The sequence below is a fragment of the Nonomuraea sp. NPDC050783 genome (assembly GCF_040802095.1).
Classification (GTDB): Bacteria; Actinomycetota; Actinomycetes; order Streptosporangiales; family Streptosporangiaceae; genus Nonomuraea.
Map to the genome: position 1 here is coordinate 381,262 of NZ_JBFAHK010000003.1, position 21,953 is coordinate 403,214.

Genomic DNA, 21,953 nt, shown 5'->3' on the forward strand with positions numbered 1-21,953 from the left:
GAATGATGTTCCGTTTCGACGCGACCAGGCTATCGCGTCGGATGCCGGTGGTGGAGCGGCTAGCCTGTGACGGGTGCTGAGTCGGGTTGTCGTGGTGCTGTCGGCGGTCGTGACCGCGGCCCTGGCGGGTCATGGGCTGATCCCCACGCTCGGCGGGTTCACCCCGGTGCTGGAGAGCCTGCTGCCCTGGATCGGGCTGGCGGTGCCCGCGCTGCTGCTCGCCGCCGCGCTGGCCCGCTCCACGGTGGCCGCCGCGGCCGCGCTGGTGCCCGGGGTGGTGTGGGCGGCCATGTTCGGCTCGACGCTGCTGCGCACGTCACCGGGCGGCGCCGGCGACCTGTCGGTGGGCACGGTCAACGTCGGCGTGCGCAACGACGCCTCGGGCGAGGCCGTCCGGGCCATCGCCAAGGACCTCGACCTGCTGGCCGCGCAGGAGCTGACGCCCGGCGGCCCGGCCGCCAAGCAGCTCAACAAGATGTTCAAGTACCACTACGCGGTCAGCACGGTCGGCCTGTGGAGCCGCTACCCGCTCACCGGCACCGCGCCGCTCGACGTCGGCATGGGCTGGCCGCGCGCCCTGCGCGCCGTGGCCGCCACCCCCAAGGGCAAGGTCACCGTCTACGTCATGCACCTGGCCTCGGCCCGCCCCGGCCACACCGCCTCCCGCGACGCCTCGCTGGCCCGGGCCCGCGAGCTCGTCGACGCCGACCCCGGCAAGCGCATCCTGCTGCTCGGCGACCTCAACACCGCCACCACCGACCGCGGCATGCGCGGCCTCACCCCGCCGCTGACCGACGCGCAGAGCGTCGCCGGCGACGGGTTCGGCTTCACCTGGCCGGCCGAGTTCCCCGTCACCCGGCCCGACCACATCCTGTTCAAGGGCATGACGGCCACCAGGGCGGGCGTGGCCCCGGCCACCGGCAGCGACCACCGCGCCGCCGTCGCCTCATTCCGCCTGTAGGCCCGCCCGGAGGGCTTCGAGGTCCTGCGGGGTGTCGATGTCGGCGGGGTCGCCGTGGGCGTCGCACGGCACCTCGGTGACCAGCTCGGGATGGGCCCGCAGGAACGCGCGGGCGCCGACGTCGCCCACCGCCCGCTCGGCCACCCCGGCGAAGTGCTCGCGGGCGATGAGCACCGGGTTCCTGGGCCGGCCCCCGTACGTGGCGACCGCCAGCCCGGCGCGCGCGGCGATCAGCGCGCGTACCGCCCCTGGCCGGATCAGCGGCTGGTCGACCAGCGCCACCACGACGGCCGCCGCCTCGGCGGGCAGCGCGGCCAGGCCCGCGCGCAGGGAGGAGCCCATGCCGGAGGCCCAGTCGGGGTTGCGCACGGTGACCGCGCCGCGTACCTGCGCGTCGGCCGCGCCCAGCACCACCACGACCGGGTGGCAGCCGCCCTCGGCCAGCAGGCGCACGCCCCGGTCCACCAGGCGCTCGCCCGCGTACCCGACCAGCGCCTTGGGCGTGCCGAGCCGCGCACCCCGGCCGGCGGCCAGGAGCAGCCCGGCGATCATGCGTTCTCGTGGTGGATGCGGCCCTCGGTCGTGGACAGCGGGCGGCCGGTGCCGCCCCAGCGGAGCTGGATCAGCTCGGCGGCGATCGACACGGCCGTCTCCTCGGGGGTGCGCGCGCCGAGGTCCAGCCCGATGGGCGAGCGCAGCCGGGCCAGCTCCTCCCCGGTGAGCCCGGCCTCGCGCAGCCGCTCCAGGCGGTCCTCGTGGGTGCGGCGCGAGCCCATGGCGCCGATGTAGCCGGCGCCGGTGCGCAGCGCCACCTCCAGCAGCGGGACGTCGAACTTCGGGTCGTGGGTGAGCACGCAGATCACGGTGCGCTCGTCCACCTGGACCGAGGCCAGGTAGTCGTGCGGCCACTTGACCACGACCTCGTCGGCGTCGGGGAAGCGCTTGGCGGTGGCGAAGACGGGCCGGGCGTCGCAGACGGTGACGTGGTAGCCGAGGAACTTGCCGACCCTGGCCACCGCCGCGGCGAAGTCGATCGCCCCGAACACCAGCATCCGCGGCGGCGGCGCGAACGAGTGCACGAACACCGCCAGGTCGTCCAGCCGCCGCTCCCCCTCCGCGCCGTAGCGCCTGACGCCGGTCGCGCCCTGGGCGAGCATGCCGCGGGCGTCGTCGTCCACGGCCTCGTCCAGGCGGCGCGGGCCGAGGCTGCCCGAGGCGCGGCCGGGCCAGATGACGCGGCGCGCGCCCACCCGGCCGGGGCCGGACACCACGGTGGCGACGGCGACCGGCTCGTGCGCCCCGATCGACGCGGCCACCTCGCCGAGCTGCGGAAAGGTCTCCAGGGAGACGGGCTCGACGAGGATGTCGATGATGCCGCCGCAGGTGAGCCCGACGGCGAAGGCGTCGTCGTCGCTGACCCCGTACCGCTGCAGCACCGGCGCGTCGATGTCGGTGGCCAGCTCGAACACCGCGCCCTCGACGCAGCCGCCGGAGACGCTGCCGACCACCTCGTCGCCGCGCACCGCCATCGCCGCGCCCGGCGGGCGCGGCGCGCTGCTGAACGTGCTCACCACCGTCGCCAGCCCGAACTTCAGCCCCGACCTCCACCAGCGCATGATCTCCGGCAGCACGTCACGCATGGGCGAGCCTTTCGCTGAGTCGCTCGAAGGCGGCCAGGCTGTGCCCGGCCACCAGGTCGTCGAGGTACGGCAGGGCGGCCCGCATGCCGCCCGTGAGCGGCTGGTAGTCCTCGTACCCCTTGTGGGGGTTGACCCAGATCATCCGGTACGCCTGCCTGGACAGCCGGGCCAGCTGCGTGGCCAGCAGCCCGGGGTCGCCGCGTTCCCATCCGTCCGAGGCGATCACCACGATCGCGCCCCGTGCGCTGAAACGGGCGAGGAACTCCTTGAGTTCCGCGCCGAGCCGGGTGCCGCCGCTCCAGTCGGGGATGGCCCTGGACACCTCGTCGAGCGCGGTGCCCGGGTCGCGGTGGCGCAGCTCGGCGGTGATCGGCGTGAGCCGGGTGCCGACCGAGTAGACGCGGGTGGCCCGCGGCTCGCTCCTGACCAGCGCGTGGGCGAAGCGCAGCAGGGTCTCGGCGTACGGGGCCATCGATCCGCTGACGTCCACGAACAGCACCACCGCGCGGGGCCGGGTGGCGTGCCTGCGGTGGCGCAGCCCGGCCACCTCGCCCGTGCGCAGCGCCTCGCGGATCGTGCGGCGCCGGTCCAGCGCGCCGCGCGGGGCCTCGGCGAAGCGGCGCGAGCGGCGCCGCGCCCGGCCCGTGCGCAGCAGGGCCAGCATGCGGTGCACCTCGGCCCGCTCGGCCTCGGTCAGCCTGGCCACGTCCCGGTGGCGCAGGATCTCGGCGCGGCTCGCGGTCGCGGGCGCGGCCGACGGGTCGTCGCGGCCGTCGCGGCCTTCCTCCTGCCCGTCCGCGTCCTCGCGGGCGGCCAGGTGGCGGGTGACGCTCGTGACGGCGGCGCGGGCGAGCGTGGCGCGCTGCCCGCCGAAGTAGGCGGCGAAGCAGCGGTCGTAGCGGGGCAGGTCGTCGGGGGTGGCGCACAGCGTGGCGCGGCCGGCCCAGTAGAGGCCGGCGCGGTCGGTGACGTCGAGGTGGTCCAGCGCCGCCAGCAGGCTCCGCGTGCGGTCGTGGTCGGCGCCGACGCCGGCCGCCCGCAACGTCCTGGCGAACCCGGTCAGGGTGGCGGCCAGCCCTTCCAGAGGGTCGCCGGCCCCGCGGTCAGCCATGCTGGAGCAGCCCGTTGCCGAGCACGTTGGCCACGTCCTCCCGGTACTTCAGCGCCGCGCCGAGCGTGGCGGCGGCCAGCCCGGGGTCCAGCTCCCTGGCGCCCAGGGTGAGCAGGGCCTCCGTCCAGTCGAGGGTCTCGGCCACCCCCGGCGGCTTGACCAGGTCGGCCTGCCGCAGCCGCTCGGCCGCCCTGGCCACCTGGAGGGCGAGGGTCTCGGTGCAGGCGGGCAGCCGCCGCAGCAGGATGGCCACCTCGCGGTCGAAGCTCGGGTGCTCCAGCCAGTGGTAGAGGCAGCGCCGCTTGAGCGCGTCGTGGACCTCGCGGGTGCGGTTGGAGGTCACCACGACCACCGGCGGCTTCTTCGCCCTGATCGTGCCCAGCTCGGGGATGGAGATCGTGAAGTCGGACAGGACCTCCAGCAGGAACGCCTCGAACTCGTCGTCGGCCCGGTCGATCTCGTCCACCAGCAGCACGCTGGGCTGCGTCTCGACGGCCTTCAGCAGCGGGCGGGCGATGAGGAAACGCCGGTCGTAGATCTCGCCCTCCAGCCGGGCGGCGTCGGTGACCCCGGCCGCCTCGGCGGCCTTGAGGTGCAGGAGCTGGCGGGCGAAGTCCCAGTCGTACAGGGCCTGGGCGGCGTCCAGCCCCTCGTAGCACTGGAGCCGGATCAGCGGCGCCTTGAGCAGCGCCGCCAGGGTCTTGGCCAGCTCGGTCTTGCCGACCCCGGCCTCGCCCTCCAGGAACAGCGGCCGCCCCATCCGCAGCGCCAGGAACGCGGCCGTCGCCAGCCCCTCGTCGGCCAGATAGGCGTGCCGGTCGAGCAGCTCGACGAGCTTTCCCGGCGACTGGATGTCCATTGTCCTGATTGTCGGCCGCAGCACGCTTTCAGGCTAGCTCTCGGGCGCCTCGCCGCGCTCGTGGATCAGGGCCGACAGCTCGGCCGTGGCCCGGCGGGCGCGCTCCTTCTCCGAGCCCTGGATGCCCATCGCGCCGATGGAGCGGCCGTCGGAGAAGTCGACGCGCGGCCAGGGGTCGCCCTCCGCCAGCGTGACGTCCAGCACCTGCGCCCAGGCGTAGCGGTGGGTGCGGACGGCGTTGACGACGGTGAGGCCGTCGGCGTCGGCCCGCACCCGCACCCGCCCCAGCAGGTGCAGCACGTACGCCACCGCGCCGCCGAACGCCACGATCGCGATCCGGTCAGGCAGCTTGAACGGCTCGGCGATGAGGATCGCCATGACCACCGCCCCCGCCACGACCAGCGCGGCGAAGCCGTAGGCGACCAGGCGCGGGACACGCGGACGCCAGGTGACGGGCAGGGGCGGCGGCGGGACGGCGGGCTCGGGCACGAGGAGAACCTACCGCAGGTCAGGCCAGGTCCCTCAGCAGGAGGGCGGTCTCCAGCGCGGCCACGGCCGACTCGTAGCCCTTGTCCTCCTTGCTGCCGGGCCGGCCCGAGCGCTCAAGGGCCTGGTCGAGCGTGTCGCAGGTGAGCACGCCGTTGCCGACCGGGGTCCGCTCGTCCAGCGAGATCCGGGTCAGGCCGGAGGTCACCGAGTCGCAGACGTAGTCGAAGTGGGCGGTCTCGCCGCGGATCACCGCGCCCAGCGCGACCACCGCGTCGCAGCGGCGGGCCAGCGCCTGGGCCACCACCGGGATCTCCAGCGACCCCGGCACCCGCACCACGGTGGCCAGGGCGCCGCTGTCGTCGCAGGCCTGCACCGCCCGCGCCACGAGCTGGTCGGTGATCTCGGCGTGCCAGCTCGCCGCCACCACGCCCACCGTCAGGCCCGCGGCGTCCGGCGCCGTGGCCGCCGGCCGTCCCTGCCCGCTCATGAAGCCTCCGAGATGTCGTGGCCGAGGCGGTCGCGCTTGGCCTTGAGGTATCGCTCGTTGTAGGGGTTCATGGCCACGGGCATGGGCTCGCGGCCGAGGACCTTGATGCCGTACCCGTCCATGCCCTTGAGCTTGGCCGGGTTGTTGGTGAGCAGCCGCACCGACCTGACGCCGAGGTCGGCGAGGATCTGCCCGGCGTTGGAGAACTCCCGCGCGTCCACCGGCAGCCCCAGCTCCAGGTTGGCGTCCACGGTGTCGGAGCCGTTGTCCTGCAGGCTGTACGCCTTGAGCTTGGCCAGCAGGCCGATGCCCCGGCCCTCGTGCCCGCGCAGGTAGACGATCACGCCGCGGCCCTCCTGGGCGATGGCCGACATCGCGTTGTCGAGCTGCACCCCGCAGTCGCAGCGCAGCGAGCCGAACACGTCGCCGGTCAGGCACTCGGAGTGCGCCCGCACCAGGACGTTCTCGCCGTCGCCGAGGTCGCCGTAGACCAGCGCCATGTGCTCGCCGCCGTCCAGGGCGCTGGCGTAGCCGTAGCCGCGCCACACGCCGTAGACGTTGGGCAGGCGCGTCTCGGCGACCCGGGTGACCATGCTCTCGGCCCGCCGCCGGTAGTCGACGAGCTGCTCGATGGAGACCAGGGCCAGGTCGTGCTCGTCGGCGAAGCGGCGCAGCTCGGGCAGGCGGGCCATGCTGCCGTCGTCGTTGACGATCTCGGCCAGCGCCCCGGCCCCCGACAGGCCGGCCAGGCGGGCCAGGTCCACGGCGGCCTCGGTGTGGCCGCGCCGGGCCAGCACGCCGCCCTCGTGGTAGCGCAGCGGGAAGACGTGCCCCGGGCGGACCAGCTCGTTGGGCTCGGTCGCGGAGTCGGCCAGCGTGCGGATGGTCCTGGCCCGGTCGGCGGCGGAGATCCCGGTGGTGACGCCGTCGCGGGCGTCCACAGTGATCGTGTACGCCGTGCGCATGCGCTCCTTGTTGTGGACGACCATGAGCGGCAGCCCGAGCCGGTCGAGCTCCTTGCCCTCCATCGCCACGCAGATCACGCCGCTGGTGTGCCGGATCGCGAACGTGCACAGCTCGGGCGTGGCCTTGACGGCGGCGAAGATGAGGTCGCCCTCGTTCTCCCGGCTCTCGTCGTCCACGACCACGACGGGCCTGCCGTTGCGGATGTCCTCGATGGCGCGCTCGATCGGGTCGAGCTCGATCCTGTCCTCGCTCACGGGCTTATTCATCGGGCCACCGCCACCTGCGGCGGGGCCGTCCGTTCCCGGTACTCCCGCAGCCACTTGACGAACCCGATGACTACCAGCACGAAGAACACCCCGTACACCCATCCGGAGACGACCAGCCCGGAGCTGAACGCCAGCGGCACCCCGACGAGGTCCACGGCCACCCACACGATCCAGAAGTCGGTCAGCGCCCGCCCCTGCGCCCAGGTGGCCATCGCGCTGCCGACGAAGATGTAGGCGTCGGCGGCCACCAGGAACGCGCCCTTCGGCAGCGGCACCTGCGCGCCCCACGACAGCTTGGTGAACCAGAACAGCAGCCCGACCAGGGCGGTGCCCACCAGCAGGCCGCCGATCAGCAGCGACCGCTCCCACCAGACGGCCGGCCTGATGGGCAGCTGCCTGCCGTCCTGCGTGCCGCGCCGCCACGCCCACCAGCCGTAGACCGCCAGGCCCGCGAACAGCGCCTGCTTGAGCGCGTTGCCGGTGATGTGCACGCTGATCGAGGCGATGAACAGCAACACCGCGCCGGCGAACTGCACCGGCCAGGTCCACATCGACTTGCGCATGGCCAGCAGCACCGTGGAGAGCGCGGCGATGTTGCCGACCAGGTCCGTCCAGAGCACATGTGTGCCGAATATCGTGAATCCGGCGTTTGCCCAGTTCACTGCTTGACCACCAGCCTTTCCACATACTTCGCGATCACATCGACCTCAAGGTTGACCAGGTCGCCCACCCGGCGCTCGCCCAGAGTGGTCAGCCGCAGCGTGGTCGGGATGAGGCTCACGCCGAAGCCGTCGTCGTCAACCGTGGTGACCGTCAGGCTGATTCCGTCGATCGCGATCGAGCCCTTCTCCGCGACGTACCGGCTCAGCGTCCCGGGCAGGGAGAAGCGCAGGTCGTCCCAGTTGTCCCCGGGAGCGCGGGACAGCAGCACGGCGGTGCCGTCCACGTGGCCCTGCACGATGTGGCCGCCGAGGCGCTGGTCGGCGCGTACGGCCCGCTCCAGGTTGACCGCCGCGCCGGGGGTCAGCGCGCCGAGGGAGCTGCGTTCGAGCGTCTCCCTCATGACGTCCACGCCGAAGACGTCGTCCGCGGTCTCGACCACCGTCAGGCAGACGCCGTTGACCGCGATCGAGTCGCCGTGGCGGGCGTCGGAGGTGACCAGCGGGCCGCGCACGGACAGCCGGGCGCCGCCGCCGTCCTGCTCGACGGCGACGACCTCGCCCTTTTCCTCAATGATTCCGGTGAACATCGATCATTGCTCCCTGCTGGGTTGTGCGATGGGGCGGGCGATCAGCCGGATGTCCGGCCCGATCGGGGAAATCTCCTCAAAAGTCAGGCGGTGAAGGGCGCCGATCGTGCTCACCCCGGCCGGGCCGAGCGCGGCGCGGCCGGAGCCGAGCAGCGCGGGGGCCACGTACGCGACCACGCGGTCGATCAGGCCCTCGCGCAGGAACGCTCCGGCGAGCGTGGGGCCGCCCTCCAGGAACACGCTGACGACCTCGCGCGCGGCCAGCTCCGTCAGCAGGGCCCGCAGGTCGAGGCCGCTCCCGTAGCGGGGCAGGCGCAGGACGTCGGTCTTCGGCGGGAGATGGCCGGTGCCGGCGTCGGCGGCCACGGCGAGGAGCGTGGGGGCCTCGTCGTCGAGCACGCGGGCGTCCGGGGGCGTGCGCGCGTCGCTGTCCACCACGACCCGCAGCGGCCCGCCACCGGCCCCGGCGGTCCCGGCGGTCCCGGCGGTTCCGGGTGCGGCGGCATCGGGTAGGGCGGCACCGGAAACGACGGCCCCGGGCGCGGCATCGGGCGCGGCATCGGGTGCGGGGGCGGGGCGGGCGGTCAGGTGGGGGTCGTCGGCGAGGACGGTGCCGACGCCGGCGACGATCGCGTCGGCGGCCGCCCGCAGCCGGTGGACGTCGGCCCGCGCCTGCGGCGAGGTGATCCACTTGCTGGTGCCGTCCTCGGCGGCCGACCTGCCGTCCAGCGTGGCGGCGAACTTCCAGGTGACGTGGGCCCGGCCGAGCCGCGCGTACGTCAGCCACTCCTCGTTGACCCGCTCGGCCTCCGCCGCCAGCACGCCCGTCGTCACGGCGACCCCGGCGGCCCGCAGCCGCGCCGCGCCGCCCGCCGCCCGGGGGTTGGGGTCGGCGACGGCGACCACCACGCGGGCGATCCCGGCGTCGAGCAGCGCCCGGCTGCACGGCCCCGTGCGCCCGGTGTGGTCGCAGGGCTCCAGCGTCACGTACGCGGTGCCGCCCCTGGCCCGCTCGCCCGCCTGGGCCAGGGCCACGACCTCGGCGTGCGGCCCGCCCGCGTACGCGTGGAACCCCTCGCCGGCGACCGCTCCGCCCGCGTCCAGCACGACGCAGCCCACGACCGGGTTGGGGCTGGTGGTGCCGTGGCCGCGCGCGGCCAGCGCGACGGCGCGCGCCATGTGCCCAGCATCGTGCCCGGCATCGTGCAGGGCGTCCTGCTCGGGTACCTCCACCCGGGTCTCCTACTCGCCAGTAGCTTCCAGCCACGGCGGGCCCCGGGGGACTCACGTGATGCGGTGATGCACCACAGAAGGCATCCGGCGGATACGCCGGACACCTCGCGCGCTACCTCCCATCCGGACTTTGACCGTCGGTCCCGGAGTTCCACCGGGTCAACCGGCCGATGGCATCGGCCGGGTCGCGGACTATCACCGCCGGTTCGGAATTTCACCGACCCCGGAGCACGCTAGCTCTCTTCTCCCATCAGTGTGCCATGTCCGAAACGTCGGGCGCGACCGCCCCCCGTACCGGAATTCAGGCGGCCATCATCCGGCGCGCCCTGCGGGCCGCCGGGGCGTAGCGGACCTGCGGCGGGACCAGCCCGATGCCGGTGTGCAGGGTACGCAGGGCCGCCGTCGCCCACAGGTCGCCGACGGGCGTGGCGGGCAGCCCGTACAGGCGCCTGGCCCAGCGCGGCAGCGTGGCGAAGGCCAGTAGCGTGAGCGCGGGCAGGGCGGGCTTGAGCGGGGCCAGCAGGAGCGGCAGCGGGGCGTTGAGCGACAGGCGCAGCGGGTGGGCGGCCTCCGGGACGAAGCGCAGGCCCGGCCGCTCGGCCTCGATGTAGTCGCGCAGCTCGCCGACCGAGCCGGGCACGTCCTCGGGCTTGAGCCCGACCACCTCGGCGGCGCGCCGCCACTCGGCCACGAACGCGTCGGCGTCGGCGTCGCTCAGCCGCACGCCCGCCCGCCGCGCGACCGACAGGTAGGAGTCGACCTCGCCGACGTGCACCCAGCGCAGGGCGGCCGGGTCGTCGAGCCGGAAGGTGGCGCCGGTGTCGGGGTCGTGGGCGGTCAGCGTGGCATGGATCTTGCGGACCCGGCGCCCGGCCCGCTCGACCTCCTCGGTGCTGCCGTACGTGCGGACGCGGACGAACTCGGTGGTGCGCTGGAAGCGCGACCAGGCCTCGGCCGGGTCCATGAGCGCGGAGTTCTGCAGCACGCCGCGCATCGCCCTCGGGTGCAGCCCCTGCATCAGCAGCGCGCGGAAGCCGCCGACCAGGAGGATGGGCTCGCCCATCACCCGCCAGGTCACCGAAGTGGGACCGAAGATGCCAAGGTCGCTCATAAGTGAATAATTACCCAGCCGGCCGGTCGTTCATGTCAAGAGGCGCGCGCGGCGGCCGCCCGCAGCTCGTCCACCGCCGCGGACGGGTCGGAGGCGCCGTAGACGGCGCTGCCCGCCACGAAGACGTCGGCGCCCGCCTCGGCGCAACGCCCGATCGTGCCGGCGTCCACGCCGCCGTCGACCTGCACCCAGATCGAGCCGCCATGCCGCTCCACCAGCGCCCGCGCCCGCCGGATCTTCGGCAGCACCACATCGAGGAACTTCTGCCCGCCGAAGCCCGGCTCGACGGTCATCAGCAGCAGCATGTCGAGCTCGGGCAGCAGGTCCTCGTACGGCTCGACCGGCGTGGCCGGGTTGAGCGCGAGCCCGGCCCGCGCGCCCTGGGAGCGGATCTCGCGCAGCGTGCGGACCGGCGCCTTGGCGGCCTCGGCGTGGACGGTGACGCTGCCCGCGCCCGCCTCGGCGTACTGGGGCGCCCAGCGATCGGGATCGGCGATCATGAGGTGGCAGTCGAGCGGCGTCGGGGTCGCCTTGCGCAGCGCCTCGACCACGGGCAGCCCGAGCGTCAGGTTGGGCACGAAGTGGTAGTCCATGACGTCGACGTGCAGCCAGTCGGCGTTGGGCACGGCGGCGGCCTCGTCGGCGAGGCGGGCGAAGTCGGCGGCGAGGATGCTGGGCGAGATCTGTACGGCCATGATTCCGCCCAGTCTAGTGAACGGCCGCCGCCCGCTCCCCGCGGCCCGCCCGGCCCCCGTCCCCGCCGGGCGCCGGAGCGTCAGGGGCGTTTGCGGAGCAGGGCCAGGAACATGGCGTCGGTGCCGTGGCGGTGGGGCCAGAACTGGGCGTGCGGGCCGGCGCCGAGACCGTCGACCTCGGGCAGGTAGGAGCGGGCGTCGAGCTGCTCCACGTCGGGCCGGCCGGCGACGGCGTCCCCCACCACGACCCGGGTCTCGGCCAGGTGCGGCGAGCAGGTGACGTACGCGACGACCCCGCCCGGCCGGACCGCGTCAAGAGCGGTGCCGAGCAGCCGCCGCTGCAACCTGCCCAGCTCGGCGATGCCCGCCGGGTCGCGCCGCCACCGGGCCTCGGGCCGCCGGCGCAGCGCGCCCAGCCCGGTGCAGGGCGCGTCGAGCATCACCCGGTCGAAGCCGCCGGGACGCCAGGCGGGCTCGGTGCCGTCGGCGGTGACGACGGCCGCCCGCCGGGTGGTCTGCCAGACCAGCCGCGCCCGGTGGTACTGGACGTCGGCCGCCAGCAGGCGCGCCCCGCCGGGGAACGCCGACCGCCCGCCGGCCTCGTCGCCGTGGGTGGCGATGGCGTCCAGGAGGCCCGCCTTGCCGCCGGGGCCGGCGCACATGTCCAGCCACAGCTCCCCCGCCTCCCCCTCGGCCCGCCCCGCGGCCGGTGCGCCGGCGAGCGGGACGCGGGTCAGGGCGAGGGCGACGAGCTGGCTGGCCTCGTCCTGGACGGCCGCGCGGGTATCCGCCACGGCCTCGATCTGCCCGGGGTCGCCCTCGCCCAGGTACGCCGCGTACGGCGAGTAGCGGCCCGGCGTGGCCCCGGCCTCCTCCAGCTCCTTGACCGAGCTGCGCCCAGGCCGGGCGACCAGGGTCACCAGGGGGCGGGCGTTGTCGGCGGCCAGCAGGTCGGGCAGCTCGTCGTCGCCGCCCAGCGCGTCGCGGAAGGAGGAGACGATCCAGCGGGGGTGGGCGTGCGCGACGGCCAGGTGGCCGACGGGGTCCGTGACGGGGTCGGGCGCGACGATGGGCAGCCACTCGTCGATCGTCCTGGACGCGATCTTGCGCAGCACGGCGTTGGCGAACTTGGCCGCGCCGGGGCCCACGCGCAGGCGTACCAGGTCGACCGTGGTGCCGACGGCGGCGTGCGGCGGGACGCGCATGCGCAGGAGCTGGTGGGCGCCGAGCCGCAGCGCGTCGCGCACGTCGGGGTCGGGCGCGCGGTCGCTGCACACCTCGATGATCGCGTCGTAGGTGCCGAGGCCGCGCAGCGTCCCGTAGGCCAGCTCGGTGGCCAGCGCGGCGTCGCGGCCCTTGATGCCGCGCTCGCGCAGGACGCGCGGGAGCAGCAGGTTCGCGTACGAGTCGCGCTCGTCCACGGCGCGGATGACGTCGAAGGCGGCGATCCTGGCCTCGTCCCTCGGCACCCGCCGCCCGCCGCGCCCCTGCCCGCCGCGCCCCTGGCCCTGACCGCCACGGCCACGCGCCTGGCCGCCACGGCCCTGTCCCTGTCCTTGGCCGTCCGCGCCGCTCATGCCGTCGAACTTCCCCCGCCGGCTCACTCGAAGATCTCGCTGCCTTCCGGGCGGACTCCGCGAGCCCACTCCACGGCTTCCATGAGCCGCTTGCCCTGCGGCTGCACCTCACCCAGCTCCACCGCGTCGGTGGCGGTGCCGACGAGCACCCGCGCCTTGGTGGCGGCGATCTCGCCGGGAGCCAGCCGCTCCCCCGGCACCGGCCGCACCGGGCCGAGCTTGACCCGCTGGCCCCGGAACGTGGCCCACGCCCCCGGGTTGGGCGTGCAGGCCCGGATCAGCCGGTCGACGTGCATGGCGGGTTTGTCCCAGGCGACCCGGGCGTCCTCGACGTTGATCTTGGGGGCGATGGTGACGCCGTCGGCGGGCTGCGGGCGGGCCTCCAGCGTGCCGTCCTCGATGCCGTCGAGCGTGGCGGCCAGCAGCCCGGCCCCGGACACCGACAGCCGCTCCAGCAGCGTGCCGCTGGTGTCGCCGGGGCGGATCTCCTCGGTGACGACGCCGTAGACCGGCCCGGCGTCCAGCTCCTTGACGATCCGGAACGTGGTCGCGCCGGTGATCTCGTCGCCGTGCAGGACGGCGTGCTGGACGGGCGCCGCGCCGCGCCAGGCGGGCAGGATCGAGAAGTGCAGGTTGACCCAGCCGTGCCGGGGCACGTCGAGCGCGGACTGCGGCAGCAGCGCGCCGTAGGCGACCACGGGGCAGCAGTCGGGCTCCAGCGCCCGCAGCCGGTCGAGGAAGTCGGGGTCGCCGGCCTTGCGCGGGCGCAGCACCTCGATGCCCGCCTCCTCGGCGAGCTCGGCCACCGGCGAGCGATGGACCTGGCGCCCGCGCCCGGACTGGGCGTCGGGACGGGTGACGACCGCCACCACCTCGTGCCGGGGCGAGTCGATCAGGGTGCGCAGCGACGGCAGCGCCGTGCCCGGCGTGCCCGCGAAGACCAGACGCATGCCTGTCAGAGCGCCTTTCCGCCGGTGGCGTGCGGCGAGAACTTGACGACCGGCGCGGACAGCCCGCTCCACTCGGCCTCGCGGACCGCCCGCATGGCGAGCTTGCGCTGCTTGGGGTCCATGCGGTCGATGAACAGGATGCCGTCGAGGTGGTCGGTCTCGTGCTGGAAGCAGCGCGCCATGAGGTCGGTGCCCTCCAGCGTGACCGGCTCGCCGTGCATGTCGAAGCCCTTGGCCACGGCGCGCACGGCGCGCGGCGTGGGGAACGACAGCCCGGGGAAGGACAGGCAGCCCTCCTCGCCCTCCTCGTCCAGCTCGGACGACAGGTCGAGGTCGGGGTTGACGAGATGGCCGAGCTGGTCGTCCACGTAGTAGGTGAACACCCGCAGGCCGACGCCGATCTGGGGGGCCGCCAGGCCCGCGCCCGGCGCGTCCATCATCGTGTCGGTGAGGTCTTTGACCAGCTTGCGGAGCTCCTTGTCGAAGTCGACGACCGGGGCCGCCGGGGTGCGCAGCACCGGATCTCCGAACAGCCGGATCGGCTGGATCGCCAAAGGGTCACTCCGTTTCGTCGATGAGGGATCAGCCCAGTTTAGTGTGCTCCAGCGAGCGTGCCTTCATGGCCGCCTTGCGCGCCGCCTTGGCCACCGACCCGTCGTCGTGGCGGGCGGCCAGCAGGTCGAGCACCGCGAGGGTGTCGGGGTGGCCGACGGCAGGCATCTCGCCGATGAGCTTGACGAGGTCCTCAGGCGGGTCGAGCCGGGCGGCGGGCCCGGAGAGCCGGTCTCCGGACGGCTGCGACCCCGACAGGTGCAGGAGCGCGGCCAGCGAGTCGACCGCGAGCCAGGTGTGGTCCTCGGGGCTGAGCGCCGGGGCGGGCAGGTCGCGGATGTGCAGCCAGGAGGCGGCGTAGCGGCGTACGAGCGGCTGGTCGAGCGCCTCCCTGAGGGGCGCCTCGGCCTCGGGCCCCAGCTCCTCCAGGATGGCGCCCACCGCGCCGCGCTGCCCGGCGGTGCCGGTGGCGGCGATGGCGACGAGGTCGCGCGCGGCCGACTCGGGCGGGCGGCGCTCCAGCCACCCGGCCACGGCGCTCTGCGTGGCGGTGCCCCTGACCAGCGCCTCGACCAGCTCGGCCGCCGACAGGTCGGCGAAGACCTCCACCTCTTCCGTGGTCGGCGCGTCGTGGCCCTCGCGCAGCAGGTCGCGGCGGACGGCCCACACCCCGAGCGGGGTGAGCGCGGTGCGCCCGGCGGGCGTCTGCTCGACCAGCCCGCAGTACGTCAGCAGCGACAGCGCCTGCAGCAGCTCGGCCGGCAGCGCGGCGGCGAGCCTGCGCATCTCGGCCTGCCCGGGGTCGCAGGCGACCTCGTGGGACTGCAGGATGCCGCGGGCGAGGTTGGCCGTGGCGACGCCGGAGCGCACGGAGTAGATGGTGGCCAGCATCTCGGCCAGGTGGCCGTCCACCACGGCCGAGCCGGTCAGGCCCTGGTCGGCCCGGTCGAGGACGTCCATCACCACGCCGTCCCAGAACTCCAGCGCGGCCTCGACGGTGAGCTGCATCGACAGCGGCCCCCTGGAGGCGCGCCCGGCCACGATCCGCAGCAGCCCGGTGTTGACGGCGACGACCCAGACCAGGCGCAACCGGTCGGCGGTCAGGCCGAGCCTGGCGGCCGCGATCGCGGTGTCGGCCTCGCTCAGGTGCCCGTCGGCGCCCACCGCACGCTCGCCCGTCCAGGCGGTCAGCCGGACGGCGTCGGCGACGAGCGGCACCTCGGGCACCGCCCGGGCCAGCTCGGCGTCGGACGCCAGCAGCACCGGCGGGAAGGTCAGCGCTTCGTGCTCCTCAGCGGGAGGCGCCTCGGGCTGCCGTGGGGGCACGGCGGCCTGCTCATCGATCAGCTTGCGCAGCTCGGCGAGGTCGAAGACGTTGTTGGCCACTCACGAAACTTACTGCACAGCAGTCACATCAGCGTACTCAATGGATCGTCCTGGAGCGGGCTTTGAAGGCCGCCTTGCGGGCCGCCTTGGCGACCGTGCCATCGGGAATGGAACGTCCCAGCAGCTCCAGGACGTCCACGACGTCGGGGTGGTCGACCCGCCACATCTCCTCGATCATATGGGCGGGCGGGCCGGAGGCCGCCATGTTCTCGGCGAAGATCTCCGGGTCCTCCTCGGCGGCCGGCATGGCCAGGGCGAGCATGTCGACGCTGACCCACAGCAGCTCGTCCTGGGTGAGCTGCGGGGCGGGCAGGCCCCGGGTGGCCAGCCAGTGGATGGCGTGCGGGCGCAGCTCGGGGTCGTCGAGGTGCTCGCGCACCTGGGGCTCGGCCTCGGGGCCGAGCCGGTCGACGATGGTGACGGCGATGCCGCGCGCCACCGCGGGCGCGCCGGAGGCGGCCGACAGCAGCTCGCCCGCGGCCTCGCCGGGCGTCCTGCCGCTGAGCCAGCGGTCGATGTCGCTCTCGGCCAGCTCGGCGGGCACGCCTTCGAGCAGCCCCTGGATCAGGCCGAACGCGTCGGCCTCGGCCAGGTCGGGGGCCTGCGGGGCGTCGAGGCCGAGCGACAGGTAGTGCTCGCGCAGGCCCCAGACGGCCAGCGGGGTGAGCTCCGCCTCGCCGTCCCGGACCTCGATCAGGCCGCACCAGGACAGGCGGGCGAGCACGGCGTCGAGGTCGCCGTGGCCGTCGCCGGACAGGTCGTCGAGGTAGTCGCCGATGACGCCGACCGGCACCGGCACCTGCAGCCGGTAGAGCATGTCGAACAGGTCGTACAGGCCCTCGTCGATCTCGGCGGAGCCGGTGACCGAGCCGCGCGGGTCGCGCTCGACGATGCCGGCGACGGCCTCGGCCCACTCGCGCAGCGGCTCGTCCGCGCCGGGCAGTGGCCGCTCGCGCAGCATGGGGACGGCGCCCAGGGCGGCGGCCAGCTCGCCCGGCGGAGCCAGCCGGGCGGCGGGCAGCGGGGTGCAGCCGGGACAGTCGCAGGGCGCCTCGCCGAGGTCGGGCACCTCGCCGGACGGGATGGCGACCGACTGCTCCAGCGACTCGGGGCCGATGGAGCTGAACAGGCTCTTGGCCATGCCGAAGTTGGAGGTATCGGCGAGCGCCTCGGGCAGGCGCGGCTCGATGTCGGCGATGCGCTCGCGCATGCGGGCGGCCCGCTCCTCGGGGACGGCGCCGGTCTCGCTGAGATAGGCGACCAGGGTGCGGGCGGCGGCGATGGTCTCAGGGGCGCTCTCCGGAGGTGCGATGACCTTGCGCGGGTAGATGGACAGAAGCAGCTCGTCGAAGGTTTCGGGAGTGAAATCACCGAGTTCGTTGACGTTGAGGTAGTCGCTGGCGTAGTCGCAGAGCAGGCGGACCTCGTCCGCGTCCACCTCGACTTCCCGCGCGCGCCCCCAGGCGCGCAGGTCGTCGATGGCTTGGTTCACCCATTCGATCGACACATGGGCACGCTAACGGCTGGTCCCCAGATGAGCGAATCGGGGAAACAACCTAAATCAGGTCGAGCGGGTCGACACTCACCCTCACGACATCTGGTGTCTTACGCGCCGCCCGGACCCCGCTCGCCCCCTTGAGGGCCGTCGCCAGCGCCGCGCCACCGTTCCTGCGCACGCGGATCATGGCCCGCTCCTGGCCTGCGTCGTCCACGGGGACGGGGCCGAGCACCTGCGCGTCGGCCGGCAGGTGGGCCTCGTCCAGCATCTGCCGGACGGCGGCGGCCGGGCCGGTGAGCGTGGCCATCCGCACGGCGGGCGGGAACCCCAGCTCGGCCCGGTCGGCCAGCTCGCGCTCGGCGTGGGTGATCGGGTCCCAGCGCACCAGGGCCTGGACGGCGGGCAGCGCGGCGTCGGCCAGCACCACCAACTCGGCGGCGGGGCGCAACAGGGCGGCGGCGTTCATCCAGCGGCGCACGGCCTCCTCGGCGGCCCGCAGGTCGGCCCGGCCGAGCAGCGCCCAGCCGTCCAGCAGCACGGCCGCCGCGTACCCGCCCTCGGCCACCGGCTCGGCGCCGGGCGTGGCGACGACCAGGGCGCGGGTGGCGGGCACGGTGGCCAGCACCCCGTCGCGGCCGGACGTGCGCACCGGGACCGACGGGAAGGCCCGGCCCAGCTCCTCGGCGGTGCGGCGGGCACCGATGACCACGGCCCGCAGGCGGGGGCTGCCGCACGAGGGGCAGCGCCAGGCGGCGTCCACCCGGCCGCACCAGCGGCAGTAGGGGGCGGCGTGGCCGCCACGCAGGGCCAGCGGGCCGTGGCACGACGCGGCCGGCGCCCCACCGGCCTCCAGCGGGAGCCCGGCCGGATCGCCCTGCCCCGGCTCGCCGGGGAGGGGCCTCTCGTCCGGCCACCGGGCCGCGGAGCCGGACGACGCGCGGGAGTGGGCACCGGACGGCGAGCGGCCCGGGGCACCGGACAATGATCCGGCCGGGGCGAGGAGCGGGATGGCGATCGGGCCCGGGCCGTCCGGGGCGGGCCCGCCGGACGGCGGGACGGCGGGCGGGACGAGCAGGGTGCGGGTGGGCGGCAGGACGCAACGGGCCGGGGTCCGGCAGTGGTGGCAGGCGAGGGCGGGCAGGTAGCCGCGCCTCGGCACCTGCACCAGCACCGGCCCGCCGCCGTCCAGCCCGTGCCGCAGGGCACGCCAGGCGAGGCTGGGCAGCCGGGCCTGCCGGGCGGCCTGGTCCTTGGCCAACTCGGCGTCCTCCCCCGCGGGCCTGACCCTGGGGGCGAGGCTCCTGATCGTGGTGCGGGCGGCCACGATGGGCCGGGCCCAGCGCCCGGCGACGAGCTGGGTGGCCTCGGCGGTACGGGCGTATCCGCCGATCAGCATGGCCGCGCCGGTGCGGTGCGCGCGCAGGCCGAGGACCTCGCGGGCGTGCGGGTACGGGGCCAGCCGCTCGGCGTGCAGGTCGTCGCCGTCGTCCCAGATCGCCACCAGCCCCAGCTCGGCGACCGGGGCGAACATGGCCGCCCGGGTGCCGACCACGGCCCGCACCTGGCCGCGCAGCACCCGCAGCCAGCGGCGGTAGCGCTCGGCCGGGCCGAGGTCCGCGGTGAGCGCGACGTGCCTGCCGGGGCCCAGCACGCGGGCGAACTCGGCGTCGGCCAGCGCCACGTCCTTGCCGTCGGGGACCACGACCACCGCTCCCCTGCCGCCGTCCAGGGTGGCCCGCACGGCCTCGGCCATCGGCCTGGTCCATCCGCGCGCGCCGGGCAGCGCGGACCAGACGGCGCGCGGCGCCCTGCCGCCGCGCAGGGCGTCCAGGAAGGACGGGCCGGTGGGGTAGGCGTCCCAGGCACTCCCGGGGGCGTCCTCGGGCGTCTGCGCCCCTTCCCGGGGGCTCTCCGGCTCGTCCTGGCCCCGGTCCTCGTCCTGGGGCGGGCCGGGCGTCTCGGCCTCGGCCCTGGCGTGGCGGGGCGGTACGGCGAGGCGGAGCACGTCGATGAGGGTGCCCGCGTAGCGGTCGGCGACCGCCCTGGCCAGCCCGGCGATCTCGGGGGTCAGCACCCGCTCGGGGGACACCACGCGTTCGAGCGGCGTCAGGCGGCCCTCGTGGTCGCTCTCGTCCACCCGCTCCAGCAGGAAGCCGTCCACCAGCTTGCCCGCGAACCGCACCCGCACCCGCACCCCCGGCTCGGCCGTCTCGTGCATGGCGGCGGGCACCAGGTAGTCGAAGGGGCGGTCGAGGTGGGGCAGGGGGTTGTCCACGGCGATCCTGGCCACGGGCCGCTCGGGGGCGGGGACGACGGCGCCCTTGGTGTCCTTCGCCGACTCCTTGGACGAGGCCGGGGGCCGCACGGCGTCGAGCGGCAGGAGGGCGTCGTCGGAGTCGGTCACGCACTACGTCTACCAGACCGGGCCGACCCCGGACGCCCACCCCCGATCCCCTCGCCCGAACGAACGAATCCACCGCTCAGCTGAAGAGGACCGCCCAACCGAGCCCCCGTAAACACCCGAACGGCCACAACACCGACCCACCGCCAGAGGGACCCCCGGCCAGACGAAGGACCGCACGGGCAGCAAGTCCCACGGACGAAGGCCCGTCAACGGCAGGTCCGTCCATCGGACGAACAGTCCGTTGCACGACCCGCCCGTTGCACGACCCGCCCGTTGGATGGGCAGCCGTTGGATGGGCAGCCGTTGGATGGGCAGCCGTTGGATGGACGGCCACGCGTCGGACGAGCGGCCAGGCGTCGGACGAGCGGCCAGGTGCCGGCCGGGCAGGGCATGCGTAGGCCCTTCACACGCTTGACGCCCCTCGAACGCCCGACGACTCCGCGAACGCCTGACGCCCATCGGGTATCCGGCGGCCCTCAGGCCCCTGAGCCCGCCAAACGCCGGAGTGCCCTCAGGGGCTCGGCGATTCGCCGGGATGCACCGGCGCATCGGGCGTCCGGCAGTTCGGCGGGTGCCCGGCGGCTCGTCGGACGCCGGCCGTTCGCGCCGCCGTCGGACCGCCGACCGGACGGCGGAGCATCCGGACCAACGGCCACCTGGACCAACGATCATCTGGACCAACGGTCATCGGAACCGGCGGTCATCGGAACCGGCGGCTCGGCACGCGCGCGACCACCAGGACTCGCAGCACCAGGGCTGGGCCACCCGGAGCTCGCGACCATCAAGGATGGGGCCACCGGAGTTCGCGGCCCTCGGGGATGGCGGCCTCTAGGGTTCGCGCAACCCCCGAGACCGCACCACCGCCCAGGCAGCGCGACCAAGAGGCCGGGCTCCCGATCGGAGACCGCACGGCCCGAAAGCCGCACCGCCGATCGGGGCCCGCCCGATCAAAGCCGCGCAGCCGCCGGAAAACGGCGGCCGCGCGAAAGAAACCAAAGCCCCGTCACGAGCCAAGCCCCGTCAAGGCCCAAAGCCCTATCAGGACCGAAGCCCGATCACGAGCCAAGCCCCGCCAAGGCCCAAAGCCCCATCAGAACCCAAGCCCCATCACGAGCCAAGCCCCGTCAGGACCCAAGCCCCATCAGAACCCAAGCCCCATCACGAGCCAAGCCCCGTCAGGACCCGAGGCCGACCAGGGCCTGAGGCCCGTCAGGAGGGAAAGGGCGGGCGGCCGGGTGGTCAGAGGCCGGCGGCCGTGCGGAGGGACTCGGCGCGGTCGGTGGACTCCCAGGAGAAGCCCTCGCGGCCGAAGTGCCCGTAGGCGGCGGTCTCGGAGTAGATCGGCCGCAGCAGGTCGAGGTCGCGGATGATCGCGGCCGGGCGCAGGTCGAACACCTGCAGCACGGCGCTCTGGATCTGCTCCACCGGCAGCTTCTCGGTGCCGAAGCACTCGACGAACAGGCCGACCGGCTGCGCCTTGCCGATCGCGTACGCCACCTGCACCTCGCACCGGTCGGCGAGCCCGGCCGCGACGACGTTCTTGGCCACCCAGCGCATGGCGTACGCGGCCGAGCGGTCGACCTTGGACGGGTCCTTGCCGGAGAACGCGCCACCGCCGTGGCGGGCCATGCCGCCGTACGTGTCGATGATGATCTTGCGACCGGTCAGCCCGGCGTCGCCCATGGGGCCGCCGATCTCGAAGCGGCCGGTCGGGTTGACCAGCAGCCGGTAGCCCTCGATGTCGAGGTCGAGGTCGGCGAGCACGGGGTCGACCACGTGCTCCTTGATGTCGGGGGTCAGCATCTCCTTGAGGTCGATCTCGGCCGCGTGCTGGGTCGAGACGACCACGGTGTCGAGGCGGACCGGTCGGTCGCCGTCGTACTCGATGGTGACCTGGGTCTTGCCGTCGGGCCGCAGGTAGGGGACGGTGCCGTTCTTGCGGACCTGCGACAGGCGGTGGGCCAGGCGGTGGGCCAGCGTGATCGGCAGCGGCATCAGCTCGGGGGTCTCGCGGCAGGCGTAGCCGAACATGAGGCCCTGGTCGCCCGCCCCCTGGCGGTCGAGCTCGTCGCCGTCACCCTCGACGCGGTGCTCGTAGGCGTCGTCCACGCCCTGCGCGATGTCGGGCGACTGGGCGCCGATGGACACCGACACGCCGCACGAGGCGCCGTCGAAGCCCTTGTGGGAGGCGTCGTAGCCGATCTCCAGGATCTTCTCGCGGATGACGCCGGGGATGTCGACGTAGGTCTCGGTCGTGACCTCGCCTGCGACGTGAACCTGGCCGGTAGTGATGAGCGTCTCGACGGCGACCCGGCTCTTGGGGTCGTCCTTGAGCATGGCGTCGAGAATCGCGTCACTGATCTGGTCGGCGATCTTGTCCGGGTGGCCCTCGGTGACCGACTCGGAGGTGAACAGGCGACGTGACAACTCAGTGGCTCCTCAATGCAGCGGCTGCTGACGAATCGACGGCCCGGGACATCGGGACGCTCGCCGGGGCCTCGCCGAAGTCTAGCCCCACC

At 74.5% G+C, this 21,953-nt stretch carries 20 protein-coding genes and 1 riboswitch; of the genes, 1 reads left to right on the forward strand and 19 read right to left on the reverse strand.

Annotation, left to right across the window (positions count from 1 at the left end; translation table 11 throughout):
• Positions 1-73 precede the first annotated feature (73 nt).
• The gene (locus tag AB0H75_RS09850; protein WP_367793337.1) at positions 74-961 is read left to right on the forward strand and encodes an endonuclease/exonuclease/phosphatase family protein; all 888 of its coding nucleotides are present in this window, start codon (positions 74-76) and stop codon (positions 959-961) included.
• On the opposite strand, the gene AB0H75_RS09855 is transcribed toward AB0H75_RS09850, so the two are convergent.
• The 19 genes from AB0H75_RS09855 to metK form a co-directional block, all read right to left on the reverse strand.
• Positions 947-1,513, reverse strand: a complete 567-nt coding sequence (locus tag AB0H75_RS09855) for an NTP transferase domain-containing protein (RefSeq protein WP_367793340.1) — start codon at positions 1,511-1,513, stop codon at positions 947-949. The genes AB0H75_RS09850 and AB0H75_RS09855 overlap by 15 nt on opposite strands.
• Positions 1,510-2,601, reverse strand: coding sequence for an XdhC family protein (locus AB0H75_RS09860; RefSeq protein ID WP_367793343.1), 1,092 nt, complete (start codon positions 2,599-2,601; stop codon positions 1,510-1,512). The genes AB0H75_RS09855 and AB0H75_RS09860 overlap by 4 nt, the downstream gene beginning before the upstream one ends.
• On the reverse strand, positions 2,594-3,712 hold the full coding sequence (locus AB0H75_RS09865; RefSeq protein WP_367793346.1) for a VWA domain-containing protein: 1,119 nt from the start codon (positions 3,710-3,712) through the stop codon (positions 2,594-2,596). Before AB0H75_RS09865 ends, AB0H75_RS09860 begins: the two co-directional genes overlap by 8 nt.
• The gene (locus tag AB0H75_RS09870) at positions 3,705-4,571 is read right to left on the reverse strand and encodes an AAA family ATPase (RefSeq protein WP_367793349.1); all 867 of its coding nucleotides are present in this window, start codon (positions 4,569-4,571) and stop codon (positions 3,705-3,707) included. Before AB0H75_RS09870 ends, AB0H75_RS09865 begins: the two co-directional genes overlap by 8 nt.
• Before the next feature lie 33 nt (positions 4,572-4,604).
• Positions 4,605-5,060, reverse strand: coding sequence for a PH domain-containing protein (locus tag AB0H75_RS09875; RefSeq protein WP_367793352.1), 456 nt, complete (start codon positions 5,058-5,060; stop codon positions 4,605-4,607).
• A gap of 19 nt (positions 5,061-5,079) precedes the next feature.
• Complete coding sequence (ribH, locus tag AB0H75_RS09880; RefSeq protein ID WP_367793355.1) at positions 5,080-5,547, reverse strand: 6,7-dimethyl-8-ribityllumazine synthase; 468 nt, start codon at positions 5,545-5,547, stop codon at positions 5,080-5,082.
• A complete protein-coding gene (locus AB0H75_RS09885) occupies positions 5,544-6,779 on the reverse strand; it encodes a bifunctional 3,4-dihydroxy-2-butanone-4-phosphate synthase/GTP cyclohydrolase II (RefSeq protein WP_367793358.1) in 1,236 nt (411 codons plus the stop codon). Before AB0H75_RS09885 ends, ribH begins: the two co-directional genes overlap by 4 nt.
• Complete coding sequence (locus tag AB0H75_RS09890) at positions 6,776-7,441, reverse strand: nicotinamide riboside transporter PnuC (protein ID WP_367793361.1); 666 nt, start codon at positions 7,439-7,441, stop codon at positions 6,776-6,778. Before AB0H75_RS09890 ends, AB0H75_RS09885 begins: the two co-directional genes overlap by 4 nt.
• Positions 7,438-8,028, reverse strand: a complete 591-nt coding sequence (locus AB0H75_RS09895) for a riboflavin synthase (RefSeq protein WP_367793364.1) — start codon at positions 8,026-8,028, stop codon at positions 7,438-7,440. The genes AB0H75_RS09890 and AB0H75_RS09895 overlap by 4 nt, the downstream gene beginning before the upstream one ends.
• A gap of 3 nt (positions 8,029-8,031) precedes the next feature.
• The gene (gene ribD, locus AB0H75_RS09900) at positions 8,032-9,261 is read right to left on the reverse strand and encodes a bifunctional diaminohydroxyphosphoribosylaminopyrimidine deaminase/5-amino-6-(5-phosphoribosylamino)uracil reductase RibD (protein ID WP_367793367.1); all 1,230 of its coding nucleotides are present in this window, start codon (positions 9,259-9,261) and stop codon (positions 8,032-8,034) included.
• Positions 9,262-9,366: 105 nt separating this feature from the next.
• A riboswitch (FMN riboswitch) is annotated at positions 9,367-9,497 on the reverse strand.
• A 65-nt stretch (positions 9,498-9,562) separates the two neighbouring features.
• Positions 9,563-10,372: an oxygenase MpaB family protein gene (locus AB0H75_RS09905; RefSeq protein ID WP_367793370.1), complete on the reverse strand. Its 810-nt coding sequence runs from the start codon at positions 10,370-10,372 to the stop codon at positions 9,563-9,565.
• 35 nt (positions 10,373-10,407) lie between these two features.
• Positions 10,408-11,067, reverse strand: coding sequence for a ribulose-phosphate 3-epimerase (gene rpe, locus AB0H75_RS09910; protein ID WP_367793373.1), 660 nt, complete (start codon positions 11,065-11,067; stop codon positions 10,408-10,410).
• Between the two features lie 80 nt (positions 11,068-11,147).
• Positions 11,148-12,644: an RsmB/NOP family class I SAM-dependent RNA methyltransferase gene (locus tag AB0H75_RS09915; protein ID WP_367793376.1), complete on the reverse strand. Its 1,497-nt coding sequence runs from the start codon at positions 12,642-12,644 to the stop codon at positions 11,148-11,150.
• 23 nt (positions 12,645-12,667) lie between these two features.
• Positions 12,668-13,594 (reverse strand): methionyl-tRNA formyltransferase, encoded by a 927-nt coding sequence (gene fmt, locus AB0H75_RS09920; protein WP_367793378.1) that lies wholly within the window; start codon positions 13,592-13,594, stop codon positions 12,668-12,670.
• A 5-nt stretch (positions 13,595-13,599) separates the two neighbouring features.
• Entirely contained in the window at positions 13,600-14,148 is a 549-nt protein-coding gene (gene def, locus AB0H75_RS09925; protein WP_367793381.1) for a peptide deformylase, read from the reverse strand.
• Between the two features lie 28 nt (positions 14,149-14,176).
• Positions 14,177-15,532 carry a hypothetical protein gene (locus AB0H75_RS09930; RefSeq protein ID WP_367793384.1) on the reverse strand — a complete coding sequence of 452 codons (1,356 nt, stop codon included), beginning with the start codon at positions 15,530-15,532 and terminating at the stop codon, positions 14,177-14,179.
• Between the two features lie 37 nt (positions 15,533-15,569).
• Positions 15,570-17,039, reverse strand: coding sequence for a hypothetical protein (locus AB0H75_RS09935; protein WP_367793386.1), 1,470 nt, complete (start codon positions 17,037-17,039; stop codon positions 15,570-15,572).
• Positions 17,040-17,088: 49 nt separating this feature from the next.
• Positions 17,089-19,434 (reverse strand): primosomal protein N', encoded by a 2,346-nt coding sequence (locus AB0H75_RS09940; RefSeq protein WP_367793389.1) that lies wholly within the window; start codon positions 19,432-19,434, stop codon positions 17,089-17,091.
• Positions 19,435-20,673: 1,239 nt separating this feature from the next.
• On the reverse strand, positions 20,674-21,861 hold the full coding sequence (gene metK / locus AB0H75_RS09945) for a methionine adenosyltransferase (RefSeq protein WP_367793392.1): 1,188 nt from the start codon (positions 21,859-21,861) through the stop codon (positions 20,674-20,676).
• Positions 21,862-21,953: the final 92 nt, after the last annotated feature.

Coding starts and splice junctions, on each gene's coding strand:
- AB0H75_RS09855 (WP_367793340.1), bottom strand. CDS start 1,513: ATGATCGCCGGGCTGCTCCTGGCCGCCGGCCGGGGTGCGCGGCTCGGC.
- AB0H75_RS09860 (WP_367793343.1), bottom strand. CDS start 2,601: ATGCGTGACGTGCTGCCGGAGATCATGCGCTGGTGGAGGTCGGGGCTG.
- AB0H75_RS09915 (WP_367793376.1), bottom strand. CDS start 12,644: ATGAGCGGCGCGGACGGCCAAGGACAGGGACAGGGCCGTGGCGGCCAG.
- AB0H75_RS09885 (WP_367793358.1), bottom strand. CDS start 6,779: ATGAATAAGCCCGTGAGCGAGGACAGGATCGAGCTCGACCCGATCGAG.
- AB0H75_RS09895 (WP_367793364.1), bottom strand. CDS start 8,028: ATGTTCACCGGAATCATTGAGGAAAAGGGCGAGGTCGTCGCCGTCGAG.
- AB0H75_RS09865 (WP_367793346.1), bottom strand. CDS start 3,712: ATGGCTGACCGCGGGGCCGGCGACCCTCTGGAAGGGCTGGCCGCCACC.
- rpe (WP_367793373.1), bottom strand. CDS start 11,067: ATGGCCGTACAGATCTCGCCCAGCATCCTCGCCGCCGACTTCGCCCGC.
- AB0H75_RS09905 (WP_367793370.1), bottom strand. CDS start 10,372: ATGAGCGACCTTGGCATCTTCGGTCCCACTTCGGTGACCTGGCGGGTG.
- ribH (WP_367793355.1), bottom strand. CDS start 5,547: ATGAGCGGGCAGGGACGGCCGGCGGCCACGGCGCCGGACGCCGCGGGC.
- AB0H75_RS09870 (WP_367793349.1), bottom strand. CDS start 4,571: ATGGACATCCAGTCGCCGGGAAAGCTCGTCGAGCTGCTCGACCGGCAC.
- fmt (WP_367793378.1), bottom strand. CDS start 13,594: ATGCGTCTGGTCTTCGCGGGCACGCCGGGCACGGCGCTGCCGTCGCTG.